The following is a 26,545-nucleotide window of genomic DNA, read 5'->3' as shown; positions in this document are numbered from 1 at the left end:
AAAAAGCGAGAATAAAGACAACATTCTCTCAAAAATCTCTGTGCCCTCTGTGGCAAATTTATTCTTTCAAAAAGTTACGCAAAACGGTATGCAGGATGCCCCCATTGCGATAGTAATCCACTTCTACCGGGGTATCAATGCGGCAAAGCGTGTCGAAGGTGATGGTACGGCCGTCTGCCTTCATCGCCCGAATCGTGATTGTTTGCAGCGGCTTCACCTCGTCCGTCAGATTCACGGTTGAGAAAATTTCTGTGCCGTCGAGACCTAGCGATTCAGCCGTATCGCCATCCTGATATTGCAAAGGCAACACGCCCATGCCCACCAAATTACTGCGATGAATCCGCTCGTAGCTTTCTGCAATCACCATCTTCACGCCCAGCAACAACGTACCTTTGGCCGCCCAGTCACGTGAGCTACCCATACCGTAATCCTTGCCAGCCAGCACCACCAGCGGTGTGCCATCAGCCTTATATTTCAGCGAGGCGTCGTACATCGTGGTAACTTCGTCCGCAGGCAGATACGTTGTCCAGCCACCTTCGGTGCCGGGAGCCATCCGGTTCCGCAGCCGCACATTGGCAAACGTGCCGCGCGTCATCACCCGGTCGTTGCCCCGCCGCGAGCCGTAAGAGTTGAAATATTGCGGCGCAACGTCCCGCTCCAGCATATATTTGGCCGCTGGGCTGTTGCGCGAAATCGCACCCGCCGGGGAAATATGATCAGTGGTCACCGAATGACCGACTTTCACCAAAACACGCGCATTTTCGATGTTGGCGATGGGCTGCACGTCCGGCGTCAGCTCAGTAAAGAATGGTGGTTCTTGAATGTAGGTCGAATCCTCGCTCCAGGCATAAATTTCACCGCCATGTACCGGAATCTTGTTCCATTCCTCATTGCCATCATACACGTTGCCATATTGGGTATGAAACATATCGGCCGACATCGTTTTTAGCACCGTTTCGCTGACTTCCTGGCTGCTGGGCCAAATATCTTTTAGGTAAACCGGATCGCCAGCTTCGTTTGTGCCGATGGGATCAGTCGTCAGGTCAATGTCTGTAGTGCCAGCCAGGGCGTAGGCGACTACCAGCGGCGGGGAAGCCAGGTAGTTGGTTTTGGTAAGCGGGTGAACGCGCCCTTCAAAATTGCGATTACCGCTGAGTACAGAAGAGACAACCAAATCGCCTTCCTGAATGGCGTTGCTCACTGGTTCCGGCAGCGGGCCGGAGTTGCCAATACAGGTGGTGCAGCCAAAGCCCACAATATGAAAGCCCAACTGCTCCAGGTAAGGCAAAAGCCCCGATTTCTTGAGATAATCTTCCACCACGCGGGAGCCAGGAGCCAGACTGGTTTTCACATACGGATGTACTTTCAAACCGGCTTCGACAGCTTTCTTTGCCACCAAACCTGCGCCGAGCATGACGCTGGGGTTGGAGGTGTTGGTGCAGCTCGTGATGGCAGCAATGACCACCGCGCCGTGTCCAATTTCTACGTCGCGTCCGTTGGCGACAACGGCCGTTCGCCCCAACTCATCTTCTTGCAAGCCAATTCCCTGCGGGCCAACGGGTGCTAATAACGATTCCCGGTATTTGGCTTTCATCTCAGAGAGAACGATGCGGTCTTGCGGCCGTTTCGGCCCTGCTAAACTGGGCTGCACCGTACTCAAATCCAGCTCCACCACGTCAGTAAATTCAGGGTCAGGCATGTCGTCGCTGCGGAAGAGACCCTGCGCTTTGCTGTATTTTTCTACCAGATCAACCAATTCTTCAGAACGACCCGTGTTCCGCATATAGTTGAGCGTCTCGTCATCCACCGGAAAGTAGCCCACCGTTGCGCCGTACTCAGGACACATATTGGCAATCGTAGCGCGGTCTGCCAACGTCATGCTGCTGAGGCCAGGGCCAAAAAATTCTACAAATTTGCCCACCACGCCCTTCTGGCGCAGCAATTCAGTCACCACCAACACCAAATCGGTGGCGGTGGCACCTTCTGGCATGGCCCCCGTCAGGCGCACGCCAATCACCTCTGGGGTGAGCATGTAAATTGGTTGACCCAGCATGACGGCCTCAGCCTCGATGCCGCCCACGCCCCAGCCTACCACGCCAAGGCCGTTGATCATCGTCGTGTGGGAATCTGTGCCCACCAAGCTGTCGGGGAAGGCAACTGTGTCGTCTCCTTCCTGCTTGGTCATCACCACCTTGCCCAAATACTCCAGGTTTACCTGGTGAACAATGCCGGTAGCTGGTGGCACCACGCTGAAATTCTCAAACGCTTCTCGCCCCCACTTGAGGAATTCATACCGTTCTCGGTTCCGCACAAATTCACGCTCGGCGTTAAAAAACAGCGCGGCGGCAGAGCCAAATTGGTCTACCTGCACGGAATGGTCAATAACCAAATCCACGGGCACGATGGGGTTGATTTTCTTGGGGTCGCCACCCAAGCGAGCCATTGCAGAACGCATGGCGGCTAAATCCACCACGGCCGGCACGCCAGTGAAATCCTGCAAAATAACGCGCCCTGGTTTAAAGGGGAGCTCATCTTTTTGTGGATTTTTGGCTTTCCATTTGGCCAAGTTTTCTACATCTTCAGGATTGACTTCGTAACCGTCGCAGGTGCGAAGTAAGGCTTCTAGCAGCACTTTAATGGAGAATGGTAGATGATCAATATTGCCAAATTGGGACAGTTTGCTGAGTTGATAGTAGGTAACGTCGGTGCCGGGCAGCTTGGCACGCGCACCGAAGTGATCGAATAGTTTGCTCATGTTTTTACCTCGTGGTTTATCCGGTTTGTAACTTGGGGGTATTATAGCGGATTACGTAGGAGACGGCATGAGCGTCAGCTCACCGATCACATCACGGAAGTAGGCCGGGCAATAGGGTGACAATCATACGGCCGTTGTCAAAATCAATCTCCTGCACCACATCATCAATATCCGGCAGTAGCAGTTCACCATGCTCGCCCTGCACCACAAACACGTTGTTGGCTCCAGTTTCGATGATGCTGGTAAGCGTGCCTAGCGTTTCGCCATCGGCGGTGATGACGGTGAGTCCTTCAAGCTGAAAGAGGAAATATTCCCCCTCTTCTAGCGACAATGCTTCCTCCTCCGGCACCATCAGCCACTCACCACGCAAAGATTCCGCCTGAGATCGATTGGAAACGGCCGTTAGCTTCAACAAAACCATCTCCTGATGCACCCGCGCCTGCTCAACCGCCATCGGCTGGGGATCGTCGGCCCCAACATACAGTTGCTCTAGCCATGTAAACCGCGCTGGTTCATCTGTGAGCGGCTTCACCCGCACCTCCCCACGAACCCCGTGCGGCTTGGTAATCACCCCAATCACAATAAATCCGAGGTCATCAAAATTGGCTGGAACAGACTGTTTTTTCTTCATAAATCAGTTACCGAAACGAGAAAACCTCGCCAAAGCGAGGTCATTTTATCTATACAAAGCCGCAAGCGGGCAAAATTTACCGATTGCCAGTTTCTACAAGTTCAACCGCAACGCGCGTGCCCTGTTTGGCTGCAGCCACCTGTGCCAGAGTGCGAATTGCGTTAATCACACGGCCGCTTTTGCCAATCACCCGCCCCATATCCGGGCCAGCAACGGTGATCTCCAGAACCGTTTCGTTTTGCTCTTCAAACTGTTCAATCGAAACGTCATCGGGCGATTCAACCAGCGATTTAACAACATACTCAACGAGGTCTTTCATGAGGTTATCTACGCTTCTTCCTCGTCGTCTGCTGCCTCGGCAGTTGCTTCATCCGCAGCTTCTTCTTCGGTCTCTGCCTCTTCGTCGTCATCGTCACCGTCAACAACGTCTTCAACAGTCTCAGCAACCGCTTCCACAGCCTCTTCGACTTTCTCTACAGCGTCGGCAGCGACATCTTTCACAGCTTCAACCACTTTTTCAACCACGGTTTCTTCTTCGGCCGTTTCTTCTGCTCCCACAACTTCTTCCACAGCCTCCGGTGCAGCAACAACAACGCCAGATACCTCTGCGGCCAAAATCTCAACAGATTCGCCAGCACGCATCCGACCCAAGCGATCAAACGTGCCTTGCTTGTCCAGCAGTCGGCGAACAGCGTCTGTGGGTTGTGCGCCAACGTTCAACCAGTGCAAAGCGCGGTCTTCCTTAATTGTGAACTCAGCCGGTTCGGTGAGCGGGTTGTAATGACCAATACGCTCGACGATACGGCCGTCTCGCTTGGAATTCACATCGGCGACCACGACACGATAGCTGGGTTGTTTTTTCTTGCCTCTACGGCTCAAACGAATTTTTAACATCTATCCTAATCTCCACTTACTTCAAGATAATATTTTCATATTTGCATCAGCACCGATTACTGAGAACCGATTACTAATCACTAAACTTATGAACCAAAGCCGCCCATACCACCCATCAAATTCCGCAAGCCACGCCCGCGGCCTTTGGTGAGTTGCTTCATCATTTTCTTCATTTCGCGGAACTGCTTCAGCAGTGCGTTCACATCCTGTACGGTGGTGCCAGACCCTGCTGCCACCCGCCGTTTGCGGCTTGCTTTCAGAATTTTGGGATTGCGCCGCTCTTGTGGTGTCATCGAGTAGATGATTGCCTCAATGCGCTTCAAATCGCCCTCTGCGCCGCTTAAATCTACATCTTTGGCCATCTTGTTCATGCCCGGAATCATTTCCAGGAGCTGACCAATTGGCCCCAAACGCTTGATTTGCTGCATCTGGTTCAGGAAATCTTCCAGGTTGAAGTCACCTTGCAGCATCTTCTTGCCAGCTTTTTCAGCTTCTTCCTGATCCAGCTCTTCCTGCGCCCGCTCGATGAGCGTTAGCACATCACCCATGCCCAAAATGCGGCTAGACAACCGATCTGGGTGGAATTCCTCAATGGCATTCAGCTTTTCGCCTGTACCCAGAAACTTGATCGGCACGCCGGTCACTTCTCGCATGGAAATTGCTGCACCACCCCGCGCATCACCATCAATTTTGGTCATGATCAGGCCGGTAATTTGTACTGCTTCATTAAAGTCGGTGGCTACACGAACAGCTTGTTGGCCCGTCATAGCATCGGCTACCAGCAGGGTTTCTACCGGGCTAACTTTGGCCTTGATTGCCTTGATCTCGCCCATCATCATCTCATCAATATTGAGACGACCGGCCGTATCCAAAATCACTGTTGTGGCACCGATAGCAACAGCTTTTTTCACACCATTGGCACAAACGTCCACGGGATTTCCATCAGGCCCTTCGTCGTAGACGGGGATGTCTAGCTGGCGACCCAGGGTTTGTAGCTGCTCGATAGCTGCAGGGCGGTACACATCTGCCCCAACGAGCAACGGCCGTCTGCCCTGTTTGCGTAAATGGAGTGCCAATTTGCCCGCCATTGTGGTTTTACCGGCACCTTGCAGCCCCACCAGCATAATCACCGCCGGGGATTGCATTCCCAAGTTCAACCGCCCTGGCTCGCCCAGCGTTTCCACTAGCTCTTCCTGAACGATCTTCACCACTTGCTGGCCGGGGGTTAGGCTACGCATCACTTCTTGGCCAACGGCGCGTTCACGCACGCGGGCTACGAAGCTTTTCACAACCTTGAAGTTTACGTCTGCTTCCAGCAAAGCCAAGCGCACTTCGCGCATTGCCTTGTCTACGTCTGCTTCCGTAAGTTTGCCCCGCCGCTGCAAGCCATCAAAAACGCTTTGCAGGCGGTTGCCTAATGATTCAAACACTGCTATTCCTTACTAACTGCTTCCTAAGGTGACAGTCGCTTCTCCAAAGGTGGCAATTCAAACCAAGTGACTGTCACCTCTGTTGCTTATCCTGAGACAAAAATAAACGGGTCAATAATGGTATTAACCCGTTATTTGCTCAACTCTATTGGTGGTTAACGTTGCTGCATTTGCTGCAAAAAGATTATGTTGTTTTGCAGACGGGCAATTCTAGCCCAGGCGATGGGTTGCGTCAAGAAAAATTGCTAGCCCAGCCGCTGGGTGCAGGCTGAGGCCACACCACAGCGGGCGCAGCGGTTCCAATCATTGTGATCGCGGTCTAGCTCGGCCTCATACATGTCTTCGCGCATTTCGGTGAGCAGATCGAGGAAATCTTCACGCAGTTCGTCGGTGTAATCTACAGCGAAGGCACGGTCTTTGTATTGGATGATGCCATGAGACGGCCGTATCTCATATTCGCGCTCCACCAGCCAACAGTACGCTGCTAGTTGGTATAAGTGGCTCTCCCACGGCTCCGGCGGGGCTTTGCCCGACTTAATTTCCACGGGAATGATGCTGCCATCGGCCTCTTCTACCAAATAATCTGGCTTGCCTACTAGCCGCAACTGCGGATCGTACAACGCTTCATCGTTGGTCATCCAGGCGCTGCCTGCATCTGTGTAAAGGATACGGCCGTCGGGCAAGCCTGTCTGTTCCGCCAACACCCCACTGCGCCACCAAAGCGCCAGCGCCAACGCCAGCAGCACAAAACCTAACCCCAGCGCATACCCGCCCCAAATCATTTTTACACCCCACCAACCAGAGAGTAAGTAACTAGCGCCACTACCACAAAAATGAGAGCATAAGCAGCGCGGCGCAGCCAAAGCGACTGCTGAACCCGCTGCCCATGCTGGCGGTGATGCCGCTCGCCTTGGGCAATTTCCCGCACGTTTTGGGTAGCAACGCCGCGACTGCGCTTAAGCCACCAGCTACGGCGGCAATAAAGATAGTTACCAATTTCACTCGCTCGAATCCAATAGTCGCTCATATGTTCTAATTTTAACCAAAGCGATGACTATGTCAAGAAAATTTAGGAAGCGGTAATTCGTGTAATTCGCGACTAAGGTTGGAGGCTACGGCCGTACCAAAACCTTCAACACGCCTGGCTGGGCAGCCTTTTCAAACGCGGCTACTCCATCAGCCAGCGCGTACTCGGCCATAATGAGGGGCTTAGTGTGAATTTGGTTTCGGGCCAGCAGACGCAGCGCGGGGGCAAACGAGCCACAGCGGGAGCCGATGACCTCAATTTCGCTTACCACAATTTTGGTCATGTTGAGTTGGTTTTCAGCCGCGAAGGTGCTTTTCAGCACAATCGCACCCATTGGACGCACCAGCCGGATTGCCTGGGCAAAGCCCGCGTTGTTACCTGTTACCTCCACAACGAGAGCAAAGCTGTTATCAGCAAAATCTGTTGTGAGGCCAGTAGCCATGCCCCAAGAGGCAGGGAGCTCCAATGAGGTGTGTCGCCGCCCCAAAACGGTGACATCCCCCCCTGCAAGTTGCAACACTTGCGCTACCAGCAATCCCAAACGACCTGGGCCAACGACGGCCGTTTTTTGCGACGGCCGTATCTTCACCTGATCCCGAATTTTGAGCGCCGCTGCCAAGGGTTCGGTAAAGACGGCCTGTTCGTCGGTAACATTGTCTGGCACAGCATGAAGGTTGCGAATCGGCACGGTCACGTACTCAGCAAAGGCGCCGTCTTTGCTGTGGATGCCCAGTGCTTGGCGGCTGGCACAATGCGCTGGCCCATGCCTTTGGCAGATGTCGCAGGTTTGGCAACCGATGTTTATGCTAGCCACCACGCGCTTGCCCACCCAATCTTCATCCGCTGCTTCTTCAACCACGCCCACAAACTCATGCCCGGGCACGCCCGCATAGCCGCTCACAAACCCTTCCACTATTTCCAAATCGGTGGAACAGATACCAGCCAGGGCAACGCGAATCATTGCCTCATCCGGCTGCGGTGTCGGTTTAGGGTAGTCAGTGCGGCAGGTAAGCTGGTTATTTTCACAATACAGAGCAAGCATTGGCTAACGCTCCTTCGTAGATAGTGCGTAGAGCGTTTCCGTCATCTTCTACGCACTATGCAATACTAGCTACCATCAGGGGTCGCTGTGAAGGTGGGCGTGGGCGTTGTTTCTGGCACGGCCGTTTCACCTTCTTCTGGTGTAGCGATGGGTGTTTGGTCGGGAACGGCCGTTTCGCCACTGAGTAGTTCATTTAGCAGCACATTTACCTCAACCAAAACGTCCACGTTAGATGTGCCAATCCATTCAGCATCATAAACGCCGCCGGGGCCACGAAGCAGCAACAGAGAACGAGCAACCTGCGCCGTGGCAGTCGCCTCTTCTGCGGTGGCGTCTTCATCACTCAAAAAGGTGGTTAGGCCGGTACGCAAACTGCCGCTGGCCAGCAGATTATTGGTCAGGCTAATAACTTGGCTGCTGCTAAGCGTCGTGCTGATTGGTTGGCTGTTGTTAAGGCTAGCAACGGCCGTATTGTCTATAAAAATAGTCAACTGTGCCCCGTCAACTCGCTGGTAATCCAGCATGGCGTCCAGCGGAAAGGCGGCGGGCGGGCGGGGCAACGTTGCCTCACTGGCAGTGAGCATCTCATTCAGGGCATCGTCTAGCGCCACGTAAAGTGGCTGCAAGGTGGAAGGCACACTGAATTCCGGGCAAACCAGGGCAATGAGCCGCTGCTGCTCCCGCCCTGCCAGCAGCAATGATTCCAACGGCGAACCAGGGCATGGGGCCGTGTATTGCTGGGATAACGCTTGGGCATCTACTGCTTCGAAAGCGGCCAACAATGCTGGCGGAGCCACACCCACTGGTTCAACTTCTCCCTGATTGGCCATCCAGCGGAAAAGACGGCCGTCTTCCATGACGGCAACGGAATGAGCAGGAGCATACGCAGAGGCGCTACGCCGCAAACCAATCATTGCACCAGGTGGAAAGTGTGGGCCGAGGGTAATCGTGAAATAATTTTCCAGGCTGGCCAGCAGCACCGGATCACGCAGCCAGCCTTCCCCCGCCACGCCAGAAAATGGCAAGTTGTAAGTAACATGGACGCAAGTATCGCAGCCTTCTGGCACGGCGTTTGTTACCAATTCTGGCAATACTTGCTGCAAATCGAGCAACACGCTAGCTTGGTTGTCACGCTGCACAGAAAAACCATTGCTCTCATCCACCAAGATGATTTGGCTATTCACGCTCCCCTGCAAACGGCGGTCTAGCCCCAAGCTGGGAATAGTCAGGTGCAGCTCCACCACGTTGGCGCCAAACGGTATGGGCGTATTGGTAGCGCGAGTGGGAATAGCTTCCTGAGTCACGGTCACCACCGGAATGACATTGAGCTCACTGCCAGGAGGCAACGGGGTAAACGTGGGGGGAATCGCTGGGGATGTGGGTACGGGCAAATCTGCCAACGGGGTTTGGGTACCTTGCGTCGGCTCGGTGCAAGCAGTAACTGTGCTAACCAGCAACAGTAGCAAAATTATCCAAGCACCAACCCCCACCCTAGTCCTCCCCCTGGCAGGGGGAGGGAATTGGCTCTCTCTCCTTTCGAGGGAGAGGGCTGGTGTGAGGGTGAAAAACCGCCCCCCAGAATCTTGCTTTCTGAACCAATTCGTCCGCACAATGTTTACGCTTTCAAAAATGGAATCTCGTTCTTTTCCCAGGCAACCAGCAGGGGAACGGCCGTAAAGATTGAGCTGTAAGTTCCACTAAGCAAGCCAACGAAAAGAACAGCAATGAATGGTTTGATAGACGCGCCGCCAAACAGCAAAATGGCAACCATGATGAACATGGCGTTGAGCTGGGTTGCCAGGGAACGGTGTACGGTTTCCAGGATGGATCGGTTGACGACGCGCTCGTATTTTTCTAACGGCCGTTTCGTAATATTTTCCCGAATGCGATCAAACACGACAATGGTATCTTGCAACGAGAAGCCAGCCACAGTGAGAACGGCCGTTAAAAAGAGCGCATCCACCTCCCAGCCCAAAATCATGCCCGTTATGGCCGCCACGCCAAAAATTACAAACAGATCGTGTACCATCGCCGCCACTGCACAAGCGCCATACCGGAAGGGGTTCGGTACCTGCCGAAACACCACCATGATGTAGACCAAAATGATCAGTCCAGCCACAACCACCGCAATAAACGCCGCATTGGTCACTTCCCCCGCCACGGTGCCACTAACACTTTCTACCTGAGTGCTGCCCGGCACCAGCGGGGCAATATCATTTAGCGCATCTTCAATTGCCTGTGCCTCCTCAGGCGACAACGTTTCGGTGCGGATTTGCCAGGCGTTTTGCAAATCTTCACCCCGCAAGGCAATGATGCTTGGGTTAGAGATGCCCGCATTCACGAACACTTCTTCGACGGCCGTTTCTGCCACTGGCTCTGTAAATTGCACTTCAAACCGCGCCCCGCCCCGGAAATCTACCCCCAGCAAAAAAGGCGAGCCCGTGCGAACAAAAGAGAAAATCATTGCCAAAACGCCCAGCCCAATGACAATGCCTGAAAAAATGAAGTATGTTTTTCGTCGTTCTACTAAATTGAATAAAAACATCATACACCTAATAGCCAGCTACCACGACCAATACGCTCTGCCAACTGCCCCATCACCAAACGGACAAAGGTTCTGGTGACGATAACGGCCGTAAACATGCTAATCATTACCCCAATTGCCAACGTCAGGGCAAAGCCCTGCACCGCGCTGGCGCCAAAGCTGCGCCCAAACGTCCACAGCACCAGGCAAATCACCAGCGTGGCAATATTAGAATCCCGAATTGAAGTCCAGGCGCGGTCAAAACCCGTGAAGATCGCCTCACGCAGCGAACTCCCATCCCGTAGCTCCTCCTTCATCCGCTCAAAAACCAGAATATTGGCATCCACCGCCATGCCGGTTGAAAGCAAGAAGCCAGTAATGGCAGGCAGTGTCAGCGTAACAGGAATCGCCATGAATACGGCTACGTTTACGGCCGCATACAAAAGCAGCGCCAAATCTGCCAAAAAACCGGGTAGCCGGTAATAGATGAGCATAAATAGCAGCACCACAGCCAGCCCAATCGAGCCAGCCTGAACGCTAGCTTCCACCGACACCTCACCTAGCGTGGCTCCAATTTGGCGCGTGCTGTCAATGACCAGCGGGATAGGCAAGCTGCCAAAACGAAGCTGAAGCGCCAGCCGCTGTGCTTCTTCCAGGGTAAAATCACCGGTGATGGTGCCTTGCCCTTCAATAACGGCGCTAATCTGGGGACTGGAAATCACCTGTTTATCCAGAACAATGGTTAAAAATTGCCCCTGATTTTCACGGGTGAAATTAGCAAATAAATCACGCTCCTCCGCCCGCAAAGTAAATCCAACAAAATATTGGTTCAGCTCCGTTGCCTGAGATTCTGCTGACTGGATGGCGGCACCGGTCATGACTGTTTCGTAGGTGGGAACGGCCGTTCCGCTACTCTCACCGTCAGGGGCTAATTCACAACGAGAAGGCCCCTCGTTTAGACTCGTGCGGATGCAGGTACCTACTGCCAAAGGCTGAGTTCCAGTATCCACAAATTCCAGCAAGGCCGTCTCTTGAATCAGGGAAACTGCTTCCTCCGGGTTATCAATGCCGGGCAGCTCAACTAAAATGCGGCGATCTCCTTCAGTCTGCACCAGCGGTTCGGCAACGCCCAGCGCATTCACGCGCTGCTCAATAATCTGGCGCGAAGTATCTAGCTGCGCCGGTTCAATTTCCACGTCTTCCGGCAAATCTGCTTTAAGCAAAACTTGCAAGCCGCCCTGCAAATCTAGCCCCTGTCGAATGGGAAAATCTGGATTTTGCACAATCCAAACTGCCCAGCCAGCTATCGCCAAGATGACGATGAGCCACACATAATCTTTTCCTTCCATAAAAGTTTTGCCTGCTCTAGACTTATCGTAGGTAAATGATGGTTGCTTGGTGCTTTGTTTCACAAATTTCCTGCACTTGTCATTCTCGCGCAGGCGAGAATCCATAATTCCAGAGCGGTGGATTCCCGTTTTCACGGGAATGACAGGCCAAAGATACCGTTATTTCTGAAACAATGTGCTTGGGCTTTTCCAACCCAGCAAGCAACTGGCGGATTATAACAGCCGCAAAGCGGGTCGCAACTTTAGGGCTTGTCCATAGATGGCGGTAATTTGCAAAAGTAGAGGGTGTCGCGCAGAGCATTGGTGAGATGATGGCGCGCATCGTGGTAGTGGGTGCCCTCGAAAGTAAATCCACAGCGGCGAGCGACGGCCACACTACGTTCATTCTGGGCATCGCAGCGAATGAGCAGCCGCGCGGCCTGCAAATGCGTGAAAGCAAATTGGCAAATGCCGTTCACCGCCTCGGTGACATACCCTTTGCCCGTGTGCTTGGTGTGTACCCAATAACCAATCTCAAAGCTGGGTACAGCCCAATCTCGCACATGTAAACCGCTGCTGCCAATGAGCGTATGTGTTCCCTTCAAAAAAAGTAGCTGCCAAAAATCTTTACGCGCCAAGTACTTTAGCTCCCCTTCGCGCACGCGCACTTCGTATGCTTCTGCCGAAGGCACATCAACTGCCCAAGGCATCCACGGTTTGAGCTCTTTTTGCGACTCAAGCACGGCCGTTCGTACCCGCACGCCATCCCCCGGCAAAGGCCCACGTACTATTAAACGCTCTGTGTCAAATGAGAAGGGCACATCTTTCAGTATTGGATTCATCACCAAAATTGGTACTCCTGTACTAATCTTCACGATTTCTTCACCAAGCCGTAAGCCAAATAGACAGTGAAGCTCGTAAAATAAGCATATATGTCCGAGCTGGTTTATCACATAAAGCGCAGGCCAATAACGGCCGTTTTCCTGACTATCCCTATAGTTATTTTTGTGCTGCTCCGTTCCTTCCCTGCGCTAGACATTCACGCTTGGAGTTTATCATGGTACACACGCCTCATCCAATATTATTTTGGGGCGTTTGCCAGCTTCATTGCCCTCATTGCCGCCCTGTTTGCCAACAGTGCATTGGGTGAAAAAACCAGCGCTCGCTCCATCTTTCTGACCATTGGCTTTATTGCGCTTTCAGCCCTGTTTTTATTTAGCAGTTTAGCTACCCCCAATGTCCTCATTGAGGGTGCTTCCAATCCTGCATTTATCTGGTCAATTCGATTGAGCCTGCCAGTTAGCGGCCTCTTTTTTGCGGCATCTACAATTGATTGGCCCCCTGCTGCTGAAACATTTATCGTCCGATTTAGGCGTCTGTTGTGGCTAGCCGGGTTATTGATGTTATTGATCTTTGGCATCATTGCCTTTGGCAACCCAACGATGTTAACCGAATGGATGCAGTATGACCCGCTGCTGCCAAACTTGCTGGGCGCAATCTCAATAACCCTGTTACTTTGGACAGCATGGCGGGCACGGGTTTTAAACTGGTACGGAAGCAAGATGATAAACGGCCGTTTAGCCGTCGTCTTTCTGCTTTTGGCACAGGCGCAATTCAGTATGGTTTTAGGCGTGGCGGGCCAGCTTAGTTGGCTTATGTACCATCCACTTGTCATCGCCGCGCTCATTGTGGCCTTGTCTGCCATCTTGAAAAGCTTCCAAACCTCCCGCGACCTACAGCTATCCCGTTACTTTGCCGCTTTGGGAAGCATTCTCATTGCTGGCTTATCATTGGCAAGCGTAGAAATTGGCTTCCGCTGGCTAAATACAGGCGTCGGCGTTAATCGCACCTCGCTCATCCCGTTAAGCATCGCTCAAGGCACCCTGAGCTTTATCGTGCTCTATTTCATCGTCTTCCACTTAAACAAGCTCATCACCGAGCGGAATGAAGCCCTGCGGCGCGAACAGCATCTGCGAAGCGAACTGACCCAACTCATTGTTCACGATCTTAAAAGCCCACTTACCGTCATCTTAAGCGGCATGAACCTAATGGGCAAAGAGAGCCTGGGCGGCCTCACAGAAACGCAAAAGCGCCTCATCGTCAATCTGGAGAAATCTGGTGAGAATATTTTGCAGATGATCAACGACTTGCTAGATGTTGAACGATTAGAGGCTGGCGCTCTCGCGCTGCAAAAATCACTAACCGACACGGCGCAGCTACTTCGCAAACAGGTTGAGAAAAGTGAAATATTAGCTAGCACAAACAAACAGAAATTGACGTTCACCCACGACAAATCGCTGCCTCAAATTCGGATTGACAAAGCGTTGATGACCCGCGTATTCGCTAATTTGCTGAGCAACGCCCTCAAATTTACGCCCGAGCGGGGCCGGGTAGATGTTCATATCGCGCTGGAACCACATCAGCTAGTTATTTCTGTGGCAGATAGTGGCCCAGGCGTTCCTGACCACGAGCGGGAGCGAATTTTTGAGAAATTTGCCCAGGTAGATGGGGGTGAACGTCGGGGTGCTGGCTTGGGCTTAACATTTTGCAAAATGGTTGCAGAAGCTCACGAAGGGTCGCTCATCGTCAAAGAGAGCGATTTAGGGGGCGCGTTGTTCTGCCTGACGCTGCCATTTAAGGCCGAAGAATCTGTTGTTTTTTCAGAAGATAGCGAAATTCCTCAACCGCCATTCAGCGATTGGGCGCTGGACACACCACATCATACCCCAACCCCCAACTAAACCAACGCTTCACCGTAAGGAAGTTGGGCGGGATATCAGCCTCCTGTAAATTTGGTTTTAAACCCCTGTTTTTGCAACAATTCTGCCACTTTATCTCGGTGGTCGCCTTGAATTTCGATAATGCCTCCCTCTTTAACGGTACCACCGCTGCCGCACGCTTTTTTTAGCTGCTTACCCAATCTGGCCAACGCTTTCTCATTAAGTTGAAAACCGCGCATGACGGTGACTTGTTTGCCACCGCGCCCCTTTTTCTCGCGCTGGATGCCGATGGTTTGCTGGGCAGGTGGCAGCGGTTTGGGCTGTATTTTGGGCGGATCAGGCGGTCGCGCCTGAAAATCATCATCGGCGGATGAGTACACTATGTTTCGTTTGCGTCGTTTCATTATGTAAATTCTCCATTAGCGATGGATGGCTGGTAAGTAGATTGCTTCCGCTAAATCAAGTGCCAACACGGTGACAGGATTGCTGCTGGCCTGGTTGCCTGCATTATCATACCCTGTCACTGTAAACTGGTAGGTGTGACCCAATTCTGAAGGGTAAACGGCCGTCCCCTCCTCAACTCCCACCAACCACAACTCAAAGTCACCCTCATCCACCGCCACCCACAGATCATAAACCGCCATGCCGCTCCCGTCATCGCTGCCGCTCCAGTTCAGCGAGATTTCTGTCGTGGCCGTGGGTGGCCCGCTGATAGAAACAGTGGGCGGCAGCGTATCTTGCTCAATCAAAATGGCGGGTCGCCCACCAATTGGGTACAGGGCAGGGTCCCAGATGGCATTCTGGTTGGTGGCTGCTGGCAAGGTAATGGTGAATTCGTTATTTACGGCCGTTACCATCTCCATCGTGCCATCGGGCCAGATGAGTTGGGCCGTGCCGTTAGCGTTAGTGGTGGGGACGACGGCCGTTTCCGCCTCATCAAATCGCGCCCACATGCCCAAAATGCGCGATTGCGTTGCTGGCTGGTAGAAAGCAATCCACTCCTGCGGCCCATTTACTGGATCATCATTGCCGGGGCGCAGCCGCCAAAGCGGTTCCACATCGGTAAAGGTCGTGGTGAGCAGTTGGAAGGCGGTAAAACCAGGGCGTGGCGTGCCGCCGTTGGGATGCTCCCAGTAGCAGCCAGATACCCCAGGATCGGCCACGTTGCTAAACAAGCCAAACGCATCCCCGCCCGGATCAATGGCGGGATCGCCCGTGCAGCCTGCGACGGGCGTAAAGTTGGTGCCGCCCGGCTGGTTGCCGCAGTCATCATACAGTTGGAAGAAAAAGATGTTGTCGGCTCCGGCATAGGTGGCGTAAAAGGCACTCTGAATAATGAAATCCGCCTGCTCGCTCATGGAGGCACGAAACGGGCTGGTGGGTTCACACACGGGACCAGGGTAATCGTCCCAAACCGGCACGCCAGATTCGTTGAGCCAGATTGGTTTTTCCAGACCACGCGCGGCAAGCGTGTTGCTGGCGCGCCACACCTGATACCAGGAACGCCAGGCGTACAGGTAGTTGTGCGTAGCCAAAATATCGTGGTAGTAGTCGTAATTTGCAGCCTGCACGTCTGCATCAAAAATTGCCATCACATCTTCGTAAAAAGTGAGATTTGTGCTTTCGTTAGCCAACCCGCCAAAAAGGATTTGGGCGTTAGGATCAGCCAGTTTGGCCGCCAGATAACCAACTCGCAGCAAACGGGCGTAATCGGCCGTTGTACCATCCCAAAAAGAGCTGAGATCAGGTTCATTCCACATTTCCCAGTGAGTGACGCCTTGCTCAGCAGGCCAGCCGTTGGCCTGTGCCAGAACGCCGCCCGGTTTGTAGCGGGAGACGGCCGTATACACAAAACGCGCCCACCGGTTAGTGGAATTGATCTCCTTGCCCACGCCCAATATGTCAGAATTGTCGCTGAAAACAGGCTCGTAAAGCCCCAAAGGGGTGGCAGCCTGCACGGCTTCAATGCTAAGTGGGCGACCCGGCACCGGTCTGGGTAGCTGGGTCTCTGGCTGGCTGCTGGTGGTGTAAAAAGCGGGCGTGCCTAGCAAAATGGCGTTTAGCTGGAATCCTTGCGCCAAATCATTTTCCACCGCCACGTCCTGGTACGCCCAACTAAAATTGTTGTCCGACTGCTCGATATCGTACCAGTACATGGGCCAGCGGTTCCAGGTGGCACCGGTGGCCTTGCCATTGTCGTAGCGGGTCTGGCTGACGGGAGTAAGCCCCTTTGCCCAGCTAATAAAGTTGACGCCGTAGGCTGGCTGGCTGCTTGGGGCTGCCCCCGCCGTCCGAAAATCGGTAACGTCTGGCGGGGCGGCGGTAACGGCCGTTGCCACAAAAGCAGTTAGGCACAGAAAGAGGAGTAAGGTGAGAAACGGCCGTTTCTCACCCTGCTTCAAACTTCTCTCTTCTTTATTGGGGAGTATTGGGGTCATTCAGGCAGATGCAGCGTCATCACAATGTTTCAGCCCGGCCAGCAAGGTGCGTAGCCCAGCACTGATGCGTTCCAGCGAAAAGCCGCGCGTTTCGCGTTGGTAATAAAAGAGATCGGCCTTGAGTGGAGCCAGCAGCGCGTCGGCCAAATATTCAATATCCAACCCTTCCGGCAGTTCGCTGTTGGCAACGGCCGTTTTCAACAAGCCGCTTACCGTCATATATTGCCAAAAGTGGGGCAGTTCCAAACCATCTGGCTCTTGCTCTTGCAGCAAGCCAGCCCGTTGCACCTCGCAAAGCAGGGGCGCGTGGGCATCGGTGAAATAGATAAGCGCATCCATAAATTGATCGAGCTGCGTCATCTTGGGCATATTTTGTGCCGACATCTGCTGCATTCGGGCAAGCATCCCATTTTGGAAATCAATCATTTGCGTATCCATGAGCGCTAGGCACAGTTCGGCCTTGTTGGTAAAGCGACGGTACAGCGTCCCCTTGCCAACCTTGGCTGCTTGAGCAATGTCGGCCATGTTCACGTTGGCAACGCCATGCTCGGCAAACAGTTTTTCGGCCGTTTGCAGAATGCGGGCGCGGTTGGCGGCCGCGTCTCGCCGCTCTTGGCGACAGCTGCTGCCGGATTCATCAATCGTTCCTAATGAGATTGTGGGTTCTGTAGGCATGGTCATTTTGTCCAAATAGAATTTTCTGCGTCCGATTTTCTCTAAAGTAAAAGGCATTTTGGCGAATTTGTAAACAGAGTCCAAAAATTCGCTCTTCTTTTTGAGAAAAAAGAATTCATTCCTTAATTTTTTCTGAGTTTGAATCTCTCATCTTGACAAACGGACTTGAGTCCGCTAACATCTTAGCGCAAATGCGGACTACAGTCCACTTTTCGCCGAATTCTTTAAACAACCACTAAATAAGGAGATTATACAGCAATGAGTTGGCAAATTGATTTTTCACATTCGCACATTTATTTTACAGTACGACACATGATGATTTCAAAAGTGCGCGGCGGCTTTGAGAAGTTTGGCGGCAGCGTCAACTTTGATGAAGAAAATCCTGCAAACACTACAATTAATGTAGAAGTTGATCTGAGCAGCATCAACACCCGCGAAGAACAGCGGGATGGCCACCTGAAGTCACCAGATTTCTTTGATGTTGCCAACTATCCTACCATGAAGTTTATTGGCACTCGTGTAGAACAAATTGATGACAATAACGGCCGTCTCTACGGCCAGCTTACCATCAAAGACATTACCAAAGAGATTGTGCTAGATGTGGACTATGCAGGCATTGCCAAAAGCCCCTGGGGCACAGAAAGCGCCGGTTTTTCCGCCAGCGGCAGCCTGAACCGCAAAGATTGGGGCCTCACCTGGAACCAAACGCTAGAAACTGGCGGCGTTCTTGTCGGCGACAAAATCAACATCGAAATTGAGCTGGAACTAGTGAAACAAGCCCAGCCAGAAACCGCCTAATCCCACCACAGCCAGAAGGGTGGGAACCTTGTCTAATGGTTCTCACCCTCGATGTTTAACTCCAAAATCCATAATTGATGATTAGCAAGAAATACCAGGCGATCAGACGTTGGAGACCAGCTTGGGGAAGATAAGGCACGGATGCCCAAATCATTTAGCTGATCATTATCCATTAAGATATAGGTTTCACCGCTTTCCAGATCATATAATTTCACAGCTAATTCTGACCTGCTTTGTTGATTAGACGGTTCTCTTCTCACCAACCAGCTAACCCATCTGTTATTTGGTGACAATTCGACGCTGAATACTCTTGGATGTTGTAGGTTTGTATTTCCAACCTCATCAGCAGGCATTAACTCGGTTGTTAATAATGTCTCTAAATTGACAATTTGAATAATTGGCTCATCACTATCTGTCATGTAAAGAACATGTTGCTCATCAACAAAACGAAGCGTTCGATAATAGTTCTCTGGGTTAAAACCTGGAAGATCTATTTCCTCCCAACTTCCGGTATTTATATTGTAAATAACAAGATGTTTATCTAAAAGCAGCAACAAACGTTCATCTTGCCAATCGAATACTGAAATCGGGTTGTGCTCCTCAAGATTTGGAAAGATTGAAACCTCTCCAGTTTGCAAATCGCATTGTAAAAGAGCGTGTTTCTGGATGCACTCTTCGTCAGGCGAACAAAACCTTGGGGATATGAATATGATTTTCGAATCATTTGAAGACCAAAGCAAATCGCTCAGAGAGCCATTGAAAGGATCTAATTCACAAGCAACTTTTGGATCTTGCCAACTTTCAGGATTGATAATCCAAATACTTCCCTCCCTCATAAAGGCAACAAATGTGCCATCATGAGACCATGAAGGGTTTCCTACTGGAAAAATAGTTTCACCATATTGGTAGGCCCTTATTTCTGTAGATTGGAAGGAAGGCGATAATAGAATGTGAGTTTGGCTTGGTTCAACAACATGTTCGGTAGACTCAGGCTCACTTCGCAAATCACGAGTTGTCTCTGGCTCTATTGGCAATAGGCTTGGTATTGAAGAATCTACTTCTGATACATCATTTTGCTCGTTGTGTATGCCTGATGTATCTTCAGGTGAAGACACCTGAACTTGGCAACCTGAGAACAATATTAGAATATTAGTTATGCACACTATAATGATTCTAGCTTTAGAGGACACTACTTCTCTCCTTCAATAAGTTAATAAGTTTTCAAAATAGGATGTCCATTTTTCTAACTACTATCTATCCAAAACTTACAACAGGATTATGAAAGCAATTCACCCCCGAACCCAAATTGGCCTGGTTTCACTAAAAGTAGCAGATTTGGGTCGTTCTTTGCCATTTTACACTCACAATATTGGTTTGAAGCTGCTGCAGCAGGAGGGCAATACGGCCGTTCTCGGCACAACTGAACGGCCGCTTCTGGAACTAATTGAACAACCAGGTGCCACCCCACCTGGTGGCACCACGGGTCTGTACCATTTTGCCCTTCTGGTTCCCAGTCGGTTAGAGCTGGCCCGCGTCTTCAAAAATCTGGTTGAGACGCGCACGCGGTTTCAGGGTTTTTCTGACCACAGCGTGAGCGAAGCAATCTATTTGGGCGACCTGGACGGCAACGGCATTGAAATTTACCGAGATCGGCAGCGAGAAGCGTGGCCCATGCAAAACGGCCGTCTGCAAATGGGCACCCTGCCGCTGGATTTGGAAAGTTTGGCGGGGGAACTGAACGGCCGTCCTGAACCGTGGACAGGCATTCACCCAAACACCGTCATGGGCCACATCCATCTACATGTGCGAGACCTGGACGAAGCCGAGGATTTTTATTGCAACAGCCTCGGCTTTGAGCGTGTGATGCGCTACGGAGCGTCAGCAGGCTTTGTTTCCGCCGGCGGCTACCACCATCACATCGGTTTGAATACATGGGCAGGCAGAGGGGTTCCTGCATCATCACCAGAAGCGGTGGGGCTACGCCATTACCAAATTCTGCTGCCCGATCAACCTGCACTGGACGCAGTTACTGAACGCATGGCAAAAAGCGGCATTGCTCACAAAACTGAAGCAAAGAGCTTCATCGTGGGCGATCCATCCCAAAACGAAATTGTTTTGAAGGTGGCAACCTCATGACCACGATGTTTGAAAGCATCATCACCAATGTAAGCATCAGTGAAGATTTGCATTTTTATAAAGCTGAAACTTTTCCAACGATACACCCTGTACATTGGCTCACTTCCCATTTTGCGGTGGGTGGCTACAGTCCGCTTCAGCGGCTCAGCGGGATGTTAACCGCCCACATGACCCAAATTGCGCCGCGCAACGGCTTCCAGTGGCATCCGCATCGCGGTTTGGAAATTTTCACCTACGTCATTGACGGCGAGCTTTACCACGAAGATACGACAGGCGGCAAAGGTGTTATCACCGCCGGTGAAGTTCAACGGATGTTCTCCGGTAACTTCATTCAGCATCAAGAACTCAATCTGACGGACAAATTTACGCGCGTCATCCAAATCTGGTTTGTGGCGGATGTGGAACATGCGGGATTACCTCCGCACTATGAGCAAACCAAGCTCAGCGATATGCAGACGCGCAGCGTAGGTGATGCCATCATACAAGACATCATTGGGCCAAACGGAGCAACCGATGCACACGTTTCGGCACGGCTCACCAGTAGCATCCTGCCCGCTGGCGGCTCGGCCTCCATTGAATTGCCCCGGTCAGGTGAAAACCTCTTTTTGTACTTTGTGGATGGCAACGGCCGTTTCCAAACCAGTAGCCAGCAAAACGAGATTGACATCTACGATGTCGTTTTAGCGACGCCTGAAGCAGAAACGGCCGTTATTACCGCTAGTGACAAAAACCCGCTAAACTATCTTTCTTTCTACCTAAAACCGTTTATGTCTAAAAATTGAGTTCGTGAGGAGGATAGTCTGACACCCCAGAAAATTATTCGAGATTACCTAATCCTCATAGGACTTTATACGCTATCTGCTTCGCTCATCTGGGGCGTCAATACGCTATTTTTGCTGGATGCAGGTTTAGACATCTTAGGTGTGTTCATTGCCAATGCCTCTTTCTCCGCAGGCATGGCACTTTTTGAAATTCCTACTGGCGTTCTGGCAGATACTAGAGGGCGTCGTGCCTCTTTTTTACTGAGCATTGCGATTCTGGCCTTTGGCACCATAGGCTATTTATTGGTGGCCGAAAACGGAGGAAACCTTACGCTATTCATCGTTGCCTCCGTTGTTATGGGGCTTGGTTACACCTTTTACTCCGGGGCAATGGAAGCGTGGCTAGTGGATGCCTTGCAGGCAACCAACCATGAGGGAAGTCTGGATGCAATATTTGCCCGAAGTGCCTTGATTAGCGGGGCAGCCATGCTTCTGGGCACCGTTGGCGGCGGTTTTATTGGTGATTGGGATTTAGCATTTCCCTTTATCGGGCGGGTGCTGCTCCTGGTTCTGGTTTTCCTATTTGCTTACGTGCGGATGCACGATATTGGGTATGAACCACAGGCAGTGAGCTTGAATTCGCTGCCGTCCGAAATGAAAAAGATAGCACGAGCAGGCATCAGTTTTGGCTGGCAGCAACAGCCAGTCCGGCTGCTCATGATTGTCTCCGCTGTCCAGGCAGGCTTTATGGCCTGGGGGTTTTACGCGTGGCAGCCTTACTTTTTAGACCTCCTGGGGCAAGACCTAATCTGGGTATCTGGCGTGATGTCTGCACTGGTAGCTTTGGCAATGATGGTAGGCAATGAGATTGTTAGCTGGCTCACTAAATATTGTGGCAAGCGGTCCACCCTGATGTTGTGGGCTACGGCCGTTTTCACTGCTGGCAGCATCGGTGTGGGGCTGGCCAACTCCTTCTGGCTGGCAGCCACATTCTTCTTACTAGCAATGGTGGCACTAGGCGTCATGGGGCCAGTACAGCAAGCCTTTTTACACCAACTCATACCCTCCGCGCAGCGAGCAACGATTGTCTCTTTTAACTCGATGATTTCCAGCGGCATCAGCATTGGATCACAATCTGGCTTGGGTTGGCTGGCACAAAATCGCTCCATTGCCTCTGGCTATGTCTCTGGCGGGCTTGTTACTACTATCACGCTCCCCCTTTTGCTTTGGTTAAGGCGGCTCAACAATGAAGCCGACGTTATTGTTGGGGAAGCCAGCCAACAAGGCGCCTGTGCCGCGCAGGGCTTGCCCAATGTGGCACACGTAGAAACGGGAACGGCCGTTTCCGGATAAAAACTTCTTCAATAAGGATAAGCAATGACAAACAATACGATTCGCATATTGGGCTTTGCTGGCAGCTTGCGCCAGCGTTCTTATAACAGAGCCTTGCTCAATGCTGCCACCACCATGCTGCCCGACGGTGTGACCCTGGAATGTTTCGACCTGGCAAGCATCCCTCTGTTTGATGCAGATTTAGAAGCTGAAGGATTGCCAACGGCCGTTGCCCACTTCTATGATCAAATGCGCCAGGCTGACGCCCTGTTGATAGCATCCCCTGAATACAATTACTCGGTAACAGGCGTGCTTAAAAACGCGCTGGATTGGGCTTCACGCAAAGGGAATGGGGATACGGCCCCACTTGATGGCAAAACGGCCGCAATCATCGGTTCCGGCGGCATGCACGGCACTTTGCGCTCTCAGCTACATCTACGCGAAATCTTGGCCCACAATGAAATTTTCGTCCTAAGGCAATCACTCATGCTGGCACGCGGCTACACACATTTCGACGATGATCTCAACCTGACCGACGAAAAATCGCGCGAACGTCTGGCAAAGTTACTCATCTCTCTGCGAGATTGGACATTGCGGCTGAACCAATAATTTCTGGCTGAATTAGGCAATTTCCACAACGATTCGGGGCAAATCCAGACCAAGTTCACCGAATTTTGAAATTTTGGTTGACAGTCACAATTTATCTGCTAAATTCTTTCACCATGAAATTGTTCCATGATCTGCAAGCACTTCGCGCTATTCGCCGCCGCCAGACCCATCGTCTGGTATTTGAGCTTGCCTGAGTTAGAACAAAACACACGCAACCTGAACCGCCAGACTCTTGCGAAGTCTGGCGGTTTTTTTTTGGGTTTTTGCCACAGAGAACTCAGAGGAGGTGGAGAAAAACCTCTTTTTCTCTGTGCCCTCTGTGGCAAACATTGGAGTACACCATGATTAAAGCAGGAATTTTTGGGGCAACGGGGTATACAGGCTGCGAGTTGGTGAAGATTTTGCAAAAGCATCCGCATGTTCACGTGGCTTTTGCCACGTCGCAATCATTGGCGGGGCAAACATTGTCGGACGTGTATCCGCAGGCGCCATATCTGCCGCTGATTTTAGGGGAAGCGGCTCCCTTTGAAGCGGTGGAGGTGGTTTTTTTGTGCTTGCCTCATGCAGCGGCGGCAGAAACGGCCGTCCGCGCCCTCACTGCTGGCGTTACCGTTATTGACCTCAGTGCAGATTTTCGCTTAAAGGATGCAGACACGTATGCTAACTGGTACGACAAGCAGCATCCTGCCCCGCACCTGTTGGCCGAGGCAGTGTATGGCCTTACCGAGTTTGCTCGTGAGCAGCTACCCGGTGCCAAGCTGGTGGCCACCCCGGGCTGCTACCCCACCAGCATTTTGCTGCCGCTTTGGCCCTTACTTACCGCAAATCTCCCTATCACCAGCCCCATCATCGCCGACGCCAAATCTGGCACCTCTGGTGCAGGCCGAACGCCCAAAGCAGGCACTCATTTTATTCAGGTACACAACAATTTTGCGCCGTACAAAATCGGCCGTAGCCACCGCCATCTGCCAGAAATTGAGCAGGCGATGGGCTGGTTCCACCCCGATGCGCCGTCGCTAATCTTTTCGCCACACCTGCTGCCGGTGGAGAGGGGGATTCTCTCTACGATTTATGTCAACTTTTCCGAGCAGATTACCTTGGAGGAAATACGGCCGTATTTCACCCAACTTTACGCCAACGAACCGTTCGTTTGCCTGCTGCCAGAGGGCGAATTGACTACTCTGGCACACGTCACCCACAGCAACAAATGCGTCATTGGCCTCACAATGTCTGGCAGCACGCTCGTCATCACCTCCGCCATTGATAATTTGGTAAAAGGCGCGGCGGGCCAAGCGGTGCAGAACATGAATGTGGTATTTGGCATCGAAGAGACGGCAGGACTAATCTAATTACCCAATTACTCAATTACGATTTGTAATTAGGGAATTGAGTAATTGAGAGAGTGAAAGATGCAAGTATTAAAAATTGGTGGTAACGAATTGGATGATCCTGGATTTTTGGCGGGATTGGCAGACTACATGGCGGGAACGGCCGTTCCCCACATCATCGTGCACGGCGGCGGGCGGGCCATTGTGGCTTTGCAGCAAAAAGTGGGGCTACATTCAACGAAAGTAGATGGCCTGCGCGTCACAGATCGGGAGATGATCAACGTGGTGCAGATGGCTCTGAGCGGCCAAACCAACAAGCAAATTGTGACGGCACTGCTGGCGGCGGGCGTGGACGCCATTGGCCTCAGTGGCGTAGATGGCGGCATTTTGCGCTGCCAGAAGAAGCGGCACCCCACGGCCGATCTGGGCTACGTGGGTGAAATTAGTCAGGTGCGTACCGAATTGTTGCACCAACTCACACATCTTGGGCTAACGGTCGTCCTCTCGCCGCTCTCGCTCGGCTTTGATGGCTACACTTACAATGTCAACGCCGATGACACGGCCAGCGCAGTCGCCTCCGCATTGCAGGCCGAGCGGTTGACCTTTGTTTCCAATGTGCCAGGGGTTTTGCAAGACGGCCGTATCCTGCCCCAACTCACGCTGGAGCAAACCGAATCACTCATTCACGACGGCATCATCACCGACGGCATGGTGCCAAAAGTGCGTGCCGCCCTGGCCACCATTACCCAAGGCGTGCACCAAACCCAAATCGTCAACCTCGCCGGCCTGCTAAACAACAGTGGCACCATTTTTACCAACGAGGCAATTATTTAATCCACAGATTTCGCAGATTACACAGATTAGAGCCAATAAATCTGCGAAATCTGTGTAATCTGTGGCTAACTTTTTAGGAGTAATTGGATGGACAAGCAAGCAATTATTCAAGCAGAAGCAGATTACGTTTTGCACACGTACAATCGCCCGGAAATCGTTTTTACACACGGAAAAGGAATGTTCTTGTACGACAGCGACGGTAATGAGTATCTCGATTTCACATCTGGCATTGCGGTGACGGCGTTGGGGCACAGCGATCCGGATTGGGTGACGGCCGTTTCCCAACAAGCCACCCAGCTCACCCACGTCAGCAACCTGTTCCACACTGCTCCCCAAGCCCAGCTCGCCCAAAAGCTGGTCGAAAATTCGTTTGCTGACAAGGTTTTCTTTTGCAATTCTGGCGCAGAAGCCAACGAAGCCGCCCTCAAATTCGCCCGCAAGGTTGGCAAAACCCACCACGATGGCAAAACCAAAATCGTTGCCTTTACAGGTGGTTTCCACGGCCGTACCATGGGTTCCCTCTCCGCCACGTACAAATCACAGTATCGAGACCCCTTTGCGCCACTGGTTCCTGGCATCACCTTCGCCCCTTTCAACAATCTGTCTGCTGCTCAAGAAGCCATCACTGAAGATACCTGCGCCGTCATCGTAGAACCCATTCAGGGAGAAGGCGGCGTCAATCCTGCCACGCCTGAATTTTTGCATGGCCTCCATGCCGCTTGTCACGCCCACAAGGCTCTGCTCATCTTCGACGAGGTGCAGTGCGGCCTGGGGCGCACCGGCACGCTGTGGGCGTACCAACAGTTTGGCGTATTGCCAAACATCATGACGCTGGCCAAACCGCTGGCTGGCGGTCTGCCCATTGGCGCAACGCTGGTCACCCAAGCTGTTGCCAATGTGATCAAGCCAGGAGACCACGGCAGTACCTTTGCCGCCGGGCCGCTGGTATGCGCCGCGGCCAACGTGGTTTTTGACAAGGTCAAACAGCCAAACTTCCTGCAAACCGTGCAGGAAAACGGTGCTTATTTGAAACACCGCTTGCAAACGCTAGAGCTAGAGCAAATTGTGGAGGTGCGCGGGCATGGGTTGCTGGTTGGCATCACCATCAATCAGCCTGCTGCACCGATTATGACCGCCGCACGGGACAAAGGCGTGCTCATCCTTACAGCTGGGGAAGATGTGCTGCGCCTGGCACCTGCATTGATTGTGAATCGGGAAGAAATTGATACGGCCGTATCCGCCATCGCCGCCTGCCTGGAAGAAAACATTTAACGAGGAGAAAT

Annotated in this window: 25 protein-coding genes; 9 read left to right on the top strand and 16 right to left on the bottom strand. The window is 52.2% G+C overall.

What is annotated here, in order from left to right; translation table 11 throughout:
• Positions 1–58: 58 nt before the first annotated feature.
• The 12 genes from acnA to ACOQPM_RS25815 form a co-directional block, all read right to left on the bottom strand.
• Positions 59–2,755 carry an aconitate hydratase AcnA gene (acnA, locus tag ACOQPM_RS25870; protein WP_420631283.1) on the bottom strand — a complete coding sequence of 899 codons (2,697 nt, stop codon included), beginning with the start codon at positions 2,753–2,755 and terminating at the stop codon, positions 59–61.
• A gap of 91 nt (positions 2,756–2,846) precedes the next feature.
• The gene (gene rimM / locus ACOQPM_RS25865) at positions 2,847–3,386 is read right to left on the bottom strand and encodes a ribosome maturation factor RimM (protein ID WP_420631282.1); all 540 of its coding nucleotides are present in this window, start codon (positions 3,384–3,386) and stop codon (positions 2,847–2,849) included.
• A 76-nt stretch (positions 3,387–3,462) separates the two neighbouring features.
• Positions 3,463–3,705, bottom strand: coding sequence for a KH domain-containing protein (locus ACOQPM_RS25860; protein ID WP_420631281.1), 243 nt, complete (start codon positions 3,703–3,705; stop codon positions 3,463–3,465).
• Between the two features lie 8 nt (positions 3,706–3,713).
• Complete coding sequence (gene rpsP / locus ACOQPM_RS25855) at positions 3,714–4,280, bottom strand: 30S ribosomal protein S16 (RefSeq protein WP_420631280.1); 567 nt, start codon at positions 4,278–4,280, stop codon at positions 3,714–3,716.
• A gap of 86 nt (positions 4,281–4,366) precedes the next feature.
• Positions 4,367–5,710 carry a signal recognition particle protein gene (gene ffh, locus ACOQPM_RS25850; RefSeq protein ID WP_420631279.1) on the bottom strand — a complete coding sequence of 448 codons (1,344 nt, stop codon included), beginning with the start codon at positions 5,708–5,710 and terminating at the stop codon, positions 4,367–4,369.
• 245 nt (positions 5,711–5,955) lie between these two features.
• The gene (gene cas4, locus ACOQPM_RS25845) at positions 5,956–6,492 is read right to left on the bottom strand and encodes a CRISPR-associated protein Cas4 (RefSeq protein WP_420631278.1); all 537 of its coding nucleotides are present in this window, start codon (positions 6,490–6,492) and stop codon (positions 5,956–5,958) included.
• 2 nt (positions 6,493–6,494) lie between these two features.
• Entirely contained in the window at positions 6,495–6,737 is a 243-nt protein-coding gene (locus tag ACOQPM_RS25840) for a hypothetical protein (protein WP_420631277.1), read from the bottom strand.
• Between the two features lie 85 nt (positions 6,738–6,822).
• The gene (locus ACOQPM_RS25835; RefSeq protein WP_420631276.1) at positions 6,823–7,779 is read right to left on the bottom strand and encodes an MDR/zinc-dependent alcohol dehydrogenase-like family protein; all 957 of its coding nucleotides are present in this window, start codon (positions 7,777–7,779) and stop codon (positions 6,823–6,825) included.
• Positions 7,780–7,844: 65 nt separating this feature from the next.
• Entirely contained in the window at positions 7,845–9,269 is a 1,425-nt protein-coding gene (locus tag ACOQPM_RS25830; protein ID WP_420631275.1) for a hypothetical protein, read from the bottom strand.
• Between the two features lie 125 nt (positions 9,270–9,394).
• Positions 9,395–10,327: a protein translocase subunit SecF gene (gene secF, locus ACOQPM_RS25825; RefSeq protein WP_420631274.1), complete on the bottom strand. Its 933-nt coding sequence runs from the start codon at positions 10,325–10,327 to the stop codon at positions 9,395–9,397.
• Positions 10,324–11,652 (bottom strand): protein translocase subunit SecD, encoded by a 1,329-nt coding sequence (secD, locus tag ACOQPM_RS25820; protein ID WP_420631273.1) that lies wholly within the window; start codon positions 11,650–11,652, stop codon positions 10,324–10,326. The genes secF and secD overlap by 4 nt, the downstream gene beginning before the upstream one ends.
• 242 nt (positions 11,653–11,894) lie before the next feature.
• Positions 11,895–12,473, bottom strand: coding sequence for a GNAT family N-acetyltransferase (locus ACOQPM_RS25815; RefSeq protein WP_420631272.1), 579 nt, complete (start codon positions 12,471–12,473; stop codon positions 11,895–11,897).
• Between the two features lie 90 nt (positions 12,474–12,563).
• Here ACOQPM_RS25815 and ACOQPM_RS25810 point away from each other — a divergent pair, with 90 nt between their 5' ends.
• Entirely contained in the window at positions 12,564–14,372 is a 1,809-nt protein-coding gene (locus tag ACOQPM_RS25810; RefSeq protein ID WP_420631271.1) for a sensor histidine kinase, read from the top strand.
• 35 nt (positions 14,373–14,407) lie between these two features.
• Here the strand turns inward: ACOQPM_RS25810 and ACOQPM_RS25805 are convergent, their stop codons facing one another.
• From ACOQPM_RS25805 to ACOQPM_RS25795, 3 genes are read right to left on the bottom strand one after another with little or no spacing between them, the layout of a single operon-like run.
• Positions 14,408–14,755: a translation initiation factor gene (locus tag ACOQPM_RS25805; protein WP_420631270.1), complete on the bottom strand. Its 348-nt coding sequence runs from the start codon at positions 14,753–14,755 to the stop codon at positions 14,408–14,410.
• Between the two features lie 15 nt (positions 14,756–14,770).
• Positions 14,771–16,789, bottom strand: a complete 2,019-nt coding sequence (locus ACOQPM_RS25800) for a hypothetical protein (protein WP_420631269.1) — start codon at positions 16,787–16,789, stop codon at positions 14,771–14,773.
• Entirely contained in the window at positions 16,790–17,464 is a 675-nt protein-coding gene (locus tag ACOQPM_RS25795; RefSeq protein WP_420631268.1) for a TetR/AcrR family transcriptional regulator, read from the bottom strand.
• A 258-nt stretch (positions 17,465–17,722) separates the two neighbouring features.
• Here ACOQPM_RS25795 and ACOQPM_RS25790 point away from each other — a divergent pair, with 258 nt between their 5' ends.
• Complete coding sequence (locus ACOQPM_RS25790) at positions 17,723–18,262, top strand: YceI family protein (RefSeq protein ID WP_420631267.1); 540 nt, start codon at positions 17,723–17,725, stop codon at positions 18,260–18,262.
• 32 nt (positions 18,263–18,294) lie between these two features.
• On the opposite strand, the gene ACOQPM_RS25785 is transcribed toward ACOQPM_RS25790, so the two are convergent.
• Positions 18,295–19,377: a hypothetical protein gene (locus ACOQPM_RS25785; RefSeq protein WP_420631266.1), complete on the bottom strand. Its 1,083-nt coding sequence runs from the start codon at positions 19,375–19,377 to the stop codon at positions 18,295–18,297.
• Positions 19,378–19,540: 163 nt separating this feature from the next.
• On the opposite strand from ACOQPM_RS25785, the gene ACOQPM_RS25780 reads away from it, so the two are divergent.
• From ACOQPM_RS25780 to ACOQPM_RS25750, 7 genes are all read left to right on the top strand, one after another.
• Complete coding sequence (locus ACOQPM_RS25780; protein WP_420631265.1) at positions 19,541–20,398, top strand: VOC family protein; 858 nt, start codon at positions 19,541–19,543, stop codon at positions 20,396–20,398.
• Positions 20,395–21,180: a pirin family protein gene (locus ACOQPM_RS25775; RefSeq protein WP_420631264.1), complete on the top strand. Its 786-nt coding sequence runs from the start codon at positions 20,395–20,397 to the stop codon at positions 21,178–21,180. The genes ACOQPM_RS25780 and ACOQPM_RS25775 overlap by 4 nt, the downstream gene beginning before the upstream one ends.
• A gap of 18 nt (positions 21,181–21,198) precedes the next feature.
• Entirely contained in the window at positions 21,199–22,512 is a 1,314-nt protein-coding gene (locus ACOQPM_RS25770) for an MFS transporter (protein WP_420632421.1), read from the top strand.
• Positions 22,513–22,536: 24 nt separating this feature from the next.
• Positions 22,537–23,100: an NADPH-dependent FMN reductase gene (locus ACOQPM_RS25765; protein ID WP_420631263.1), complete on the top strand. Its 564-nt coding sequence runs from the start codon at positions 22,537–22,539 to the stop codon at positions 23,098–23,100.
• Between the two features lie 341 nt (positions 23,101–23,441).
• Positions 23,442–24,449: an N-acetyl-gamma-glutamyl-phosphate reductase gene (gene argC, locus ACOQPM_RS25760; RefSeq protein WP_420631262.1), complete on the top strand. Its 1,008-nt coding sequence runs from the start codon at positions 23,442–23,444 to the stop codon at positions 24,447–24,449.
• Between the two features lie 60 nt (positions 24,450–24,509).
• Positions 24,510–25,262, top strand: coding sequence for an acetylglutamate kinase (gene argB / locus ACOQPM_RS25755; RefSeq protein ID WP_420631261.1), 753 nt, complete (start codon positions 24,510–24,512; stop codon positions 25,260–25,262).
• 87 nt (positions 25,263–25,349) lie between these two features.
• Positions 25,350–26,534 (top strand): acetylornithine transaminase, encoded by a 1,185-nt coding sequence (locus ACOQPM_RS25750; RefSeq protein WP_420631260.1) that lies wholly within the window; start codon positions 25,350–25,352, stop codon positions 26,532–26,534.
• Positions 26,535–26,545 lie beyond the last annotated feature (11 nt).

Source organism: Candidatus Leptofilum sp. (assembly GCF_965223525.1).
In the GTDB taxonomy this organism is placed as follows: Bacteria; Chloroflexota; Anaerolineae; order Promineifilales; family Promineifilaceae; genus Leptofilum.
The sequence above is the reverse complement of the archived record's forward strand: the minus strand, read 5'-3'. Positions and strand labels throughout refer to the sequence as shown.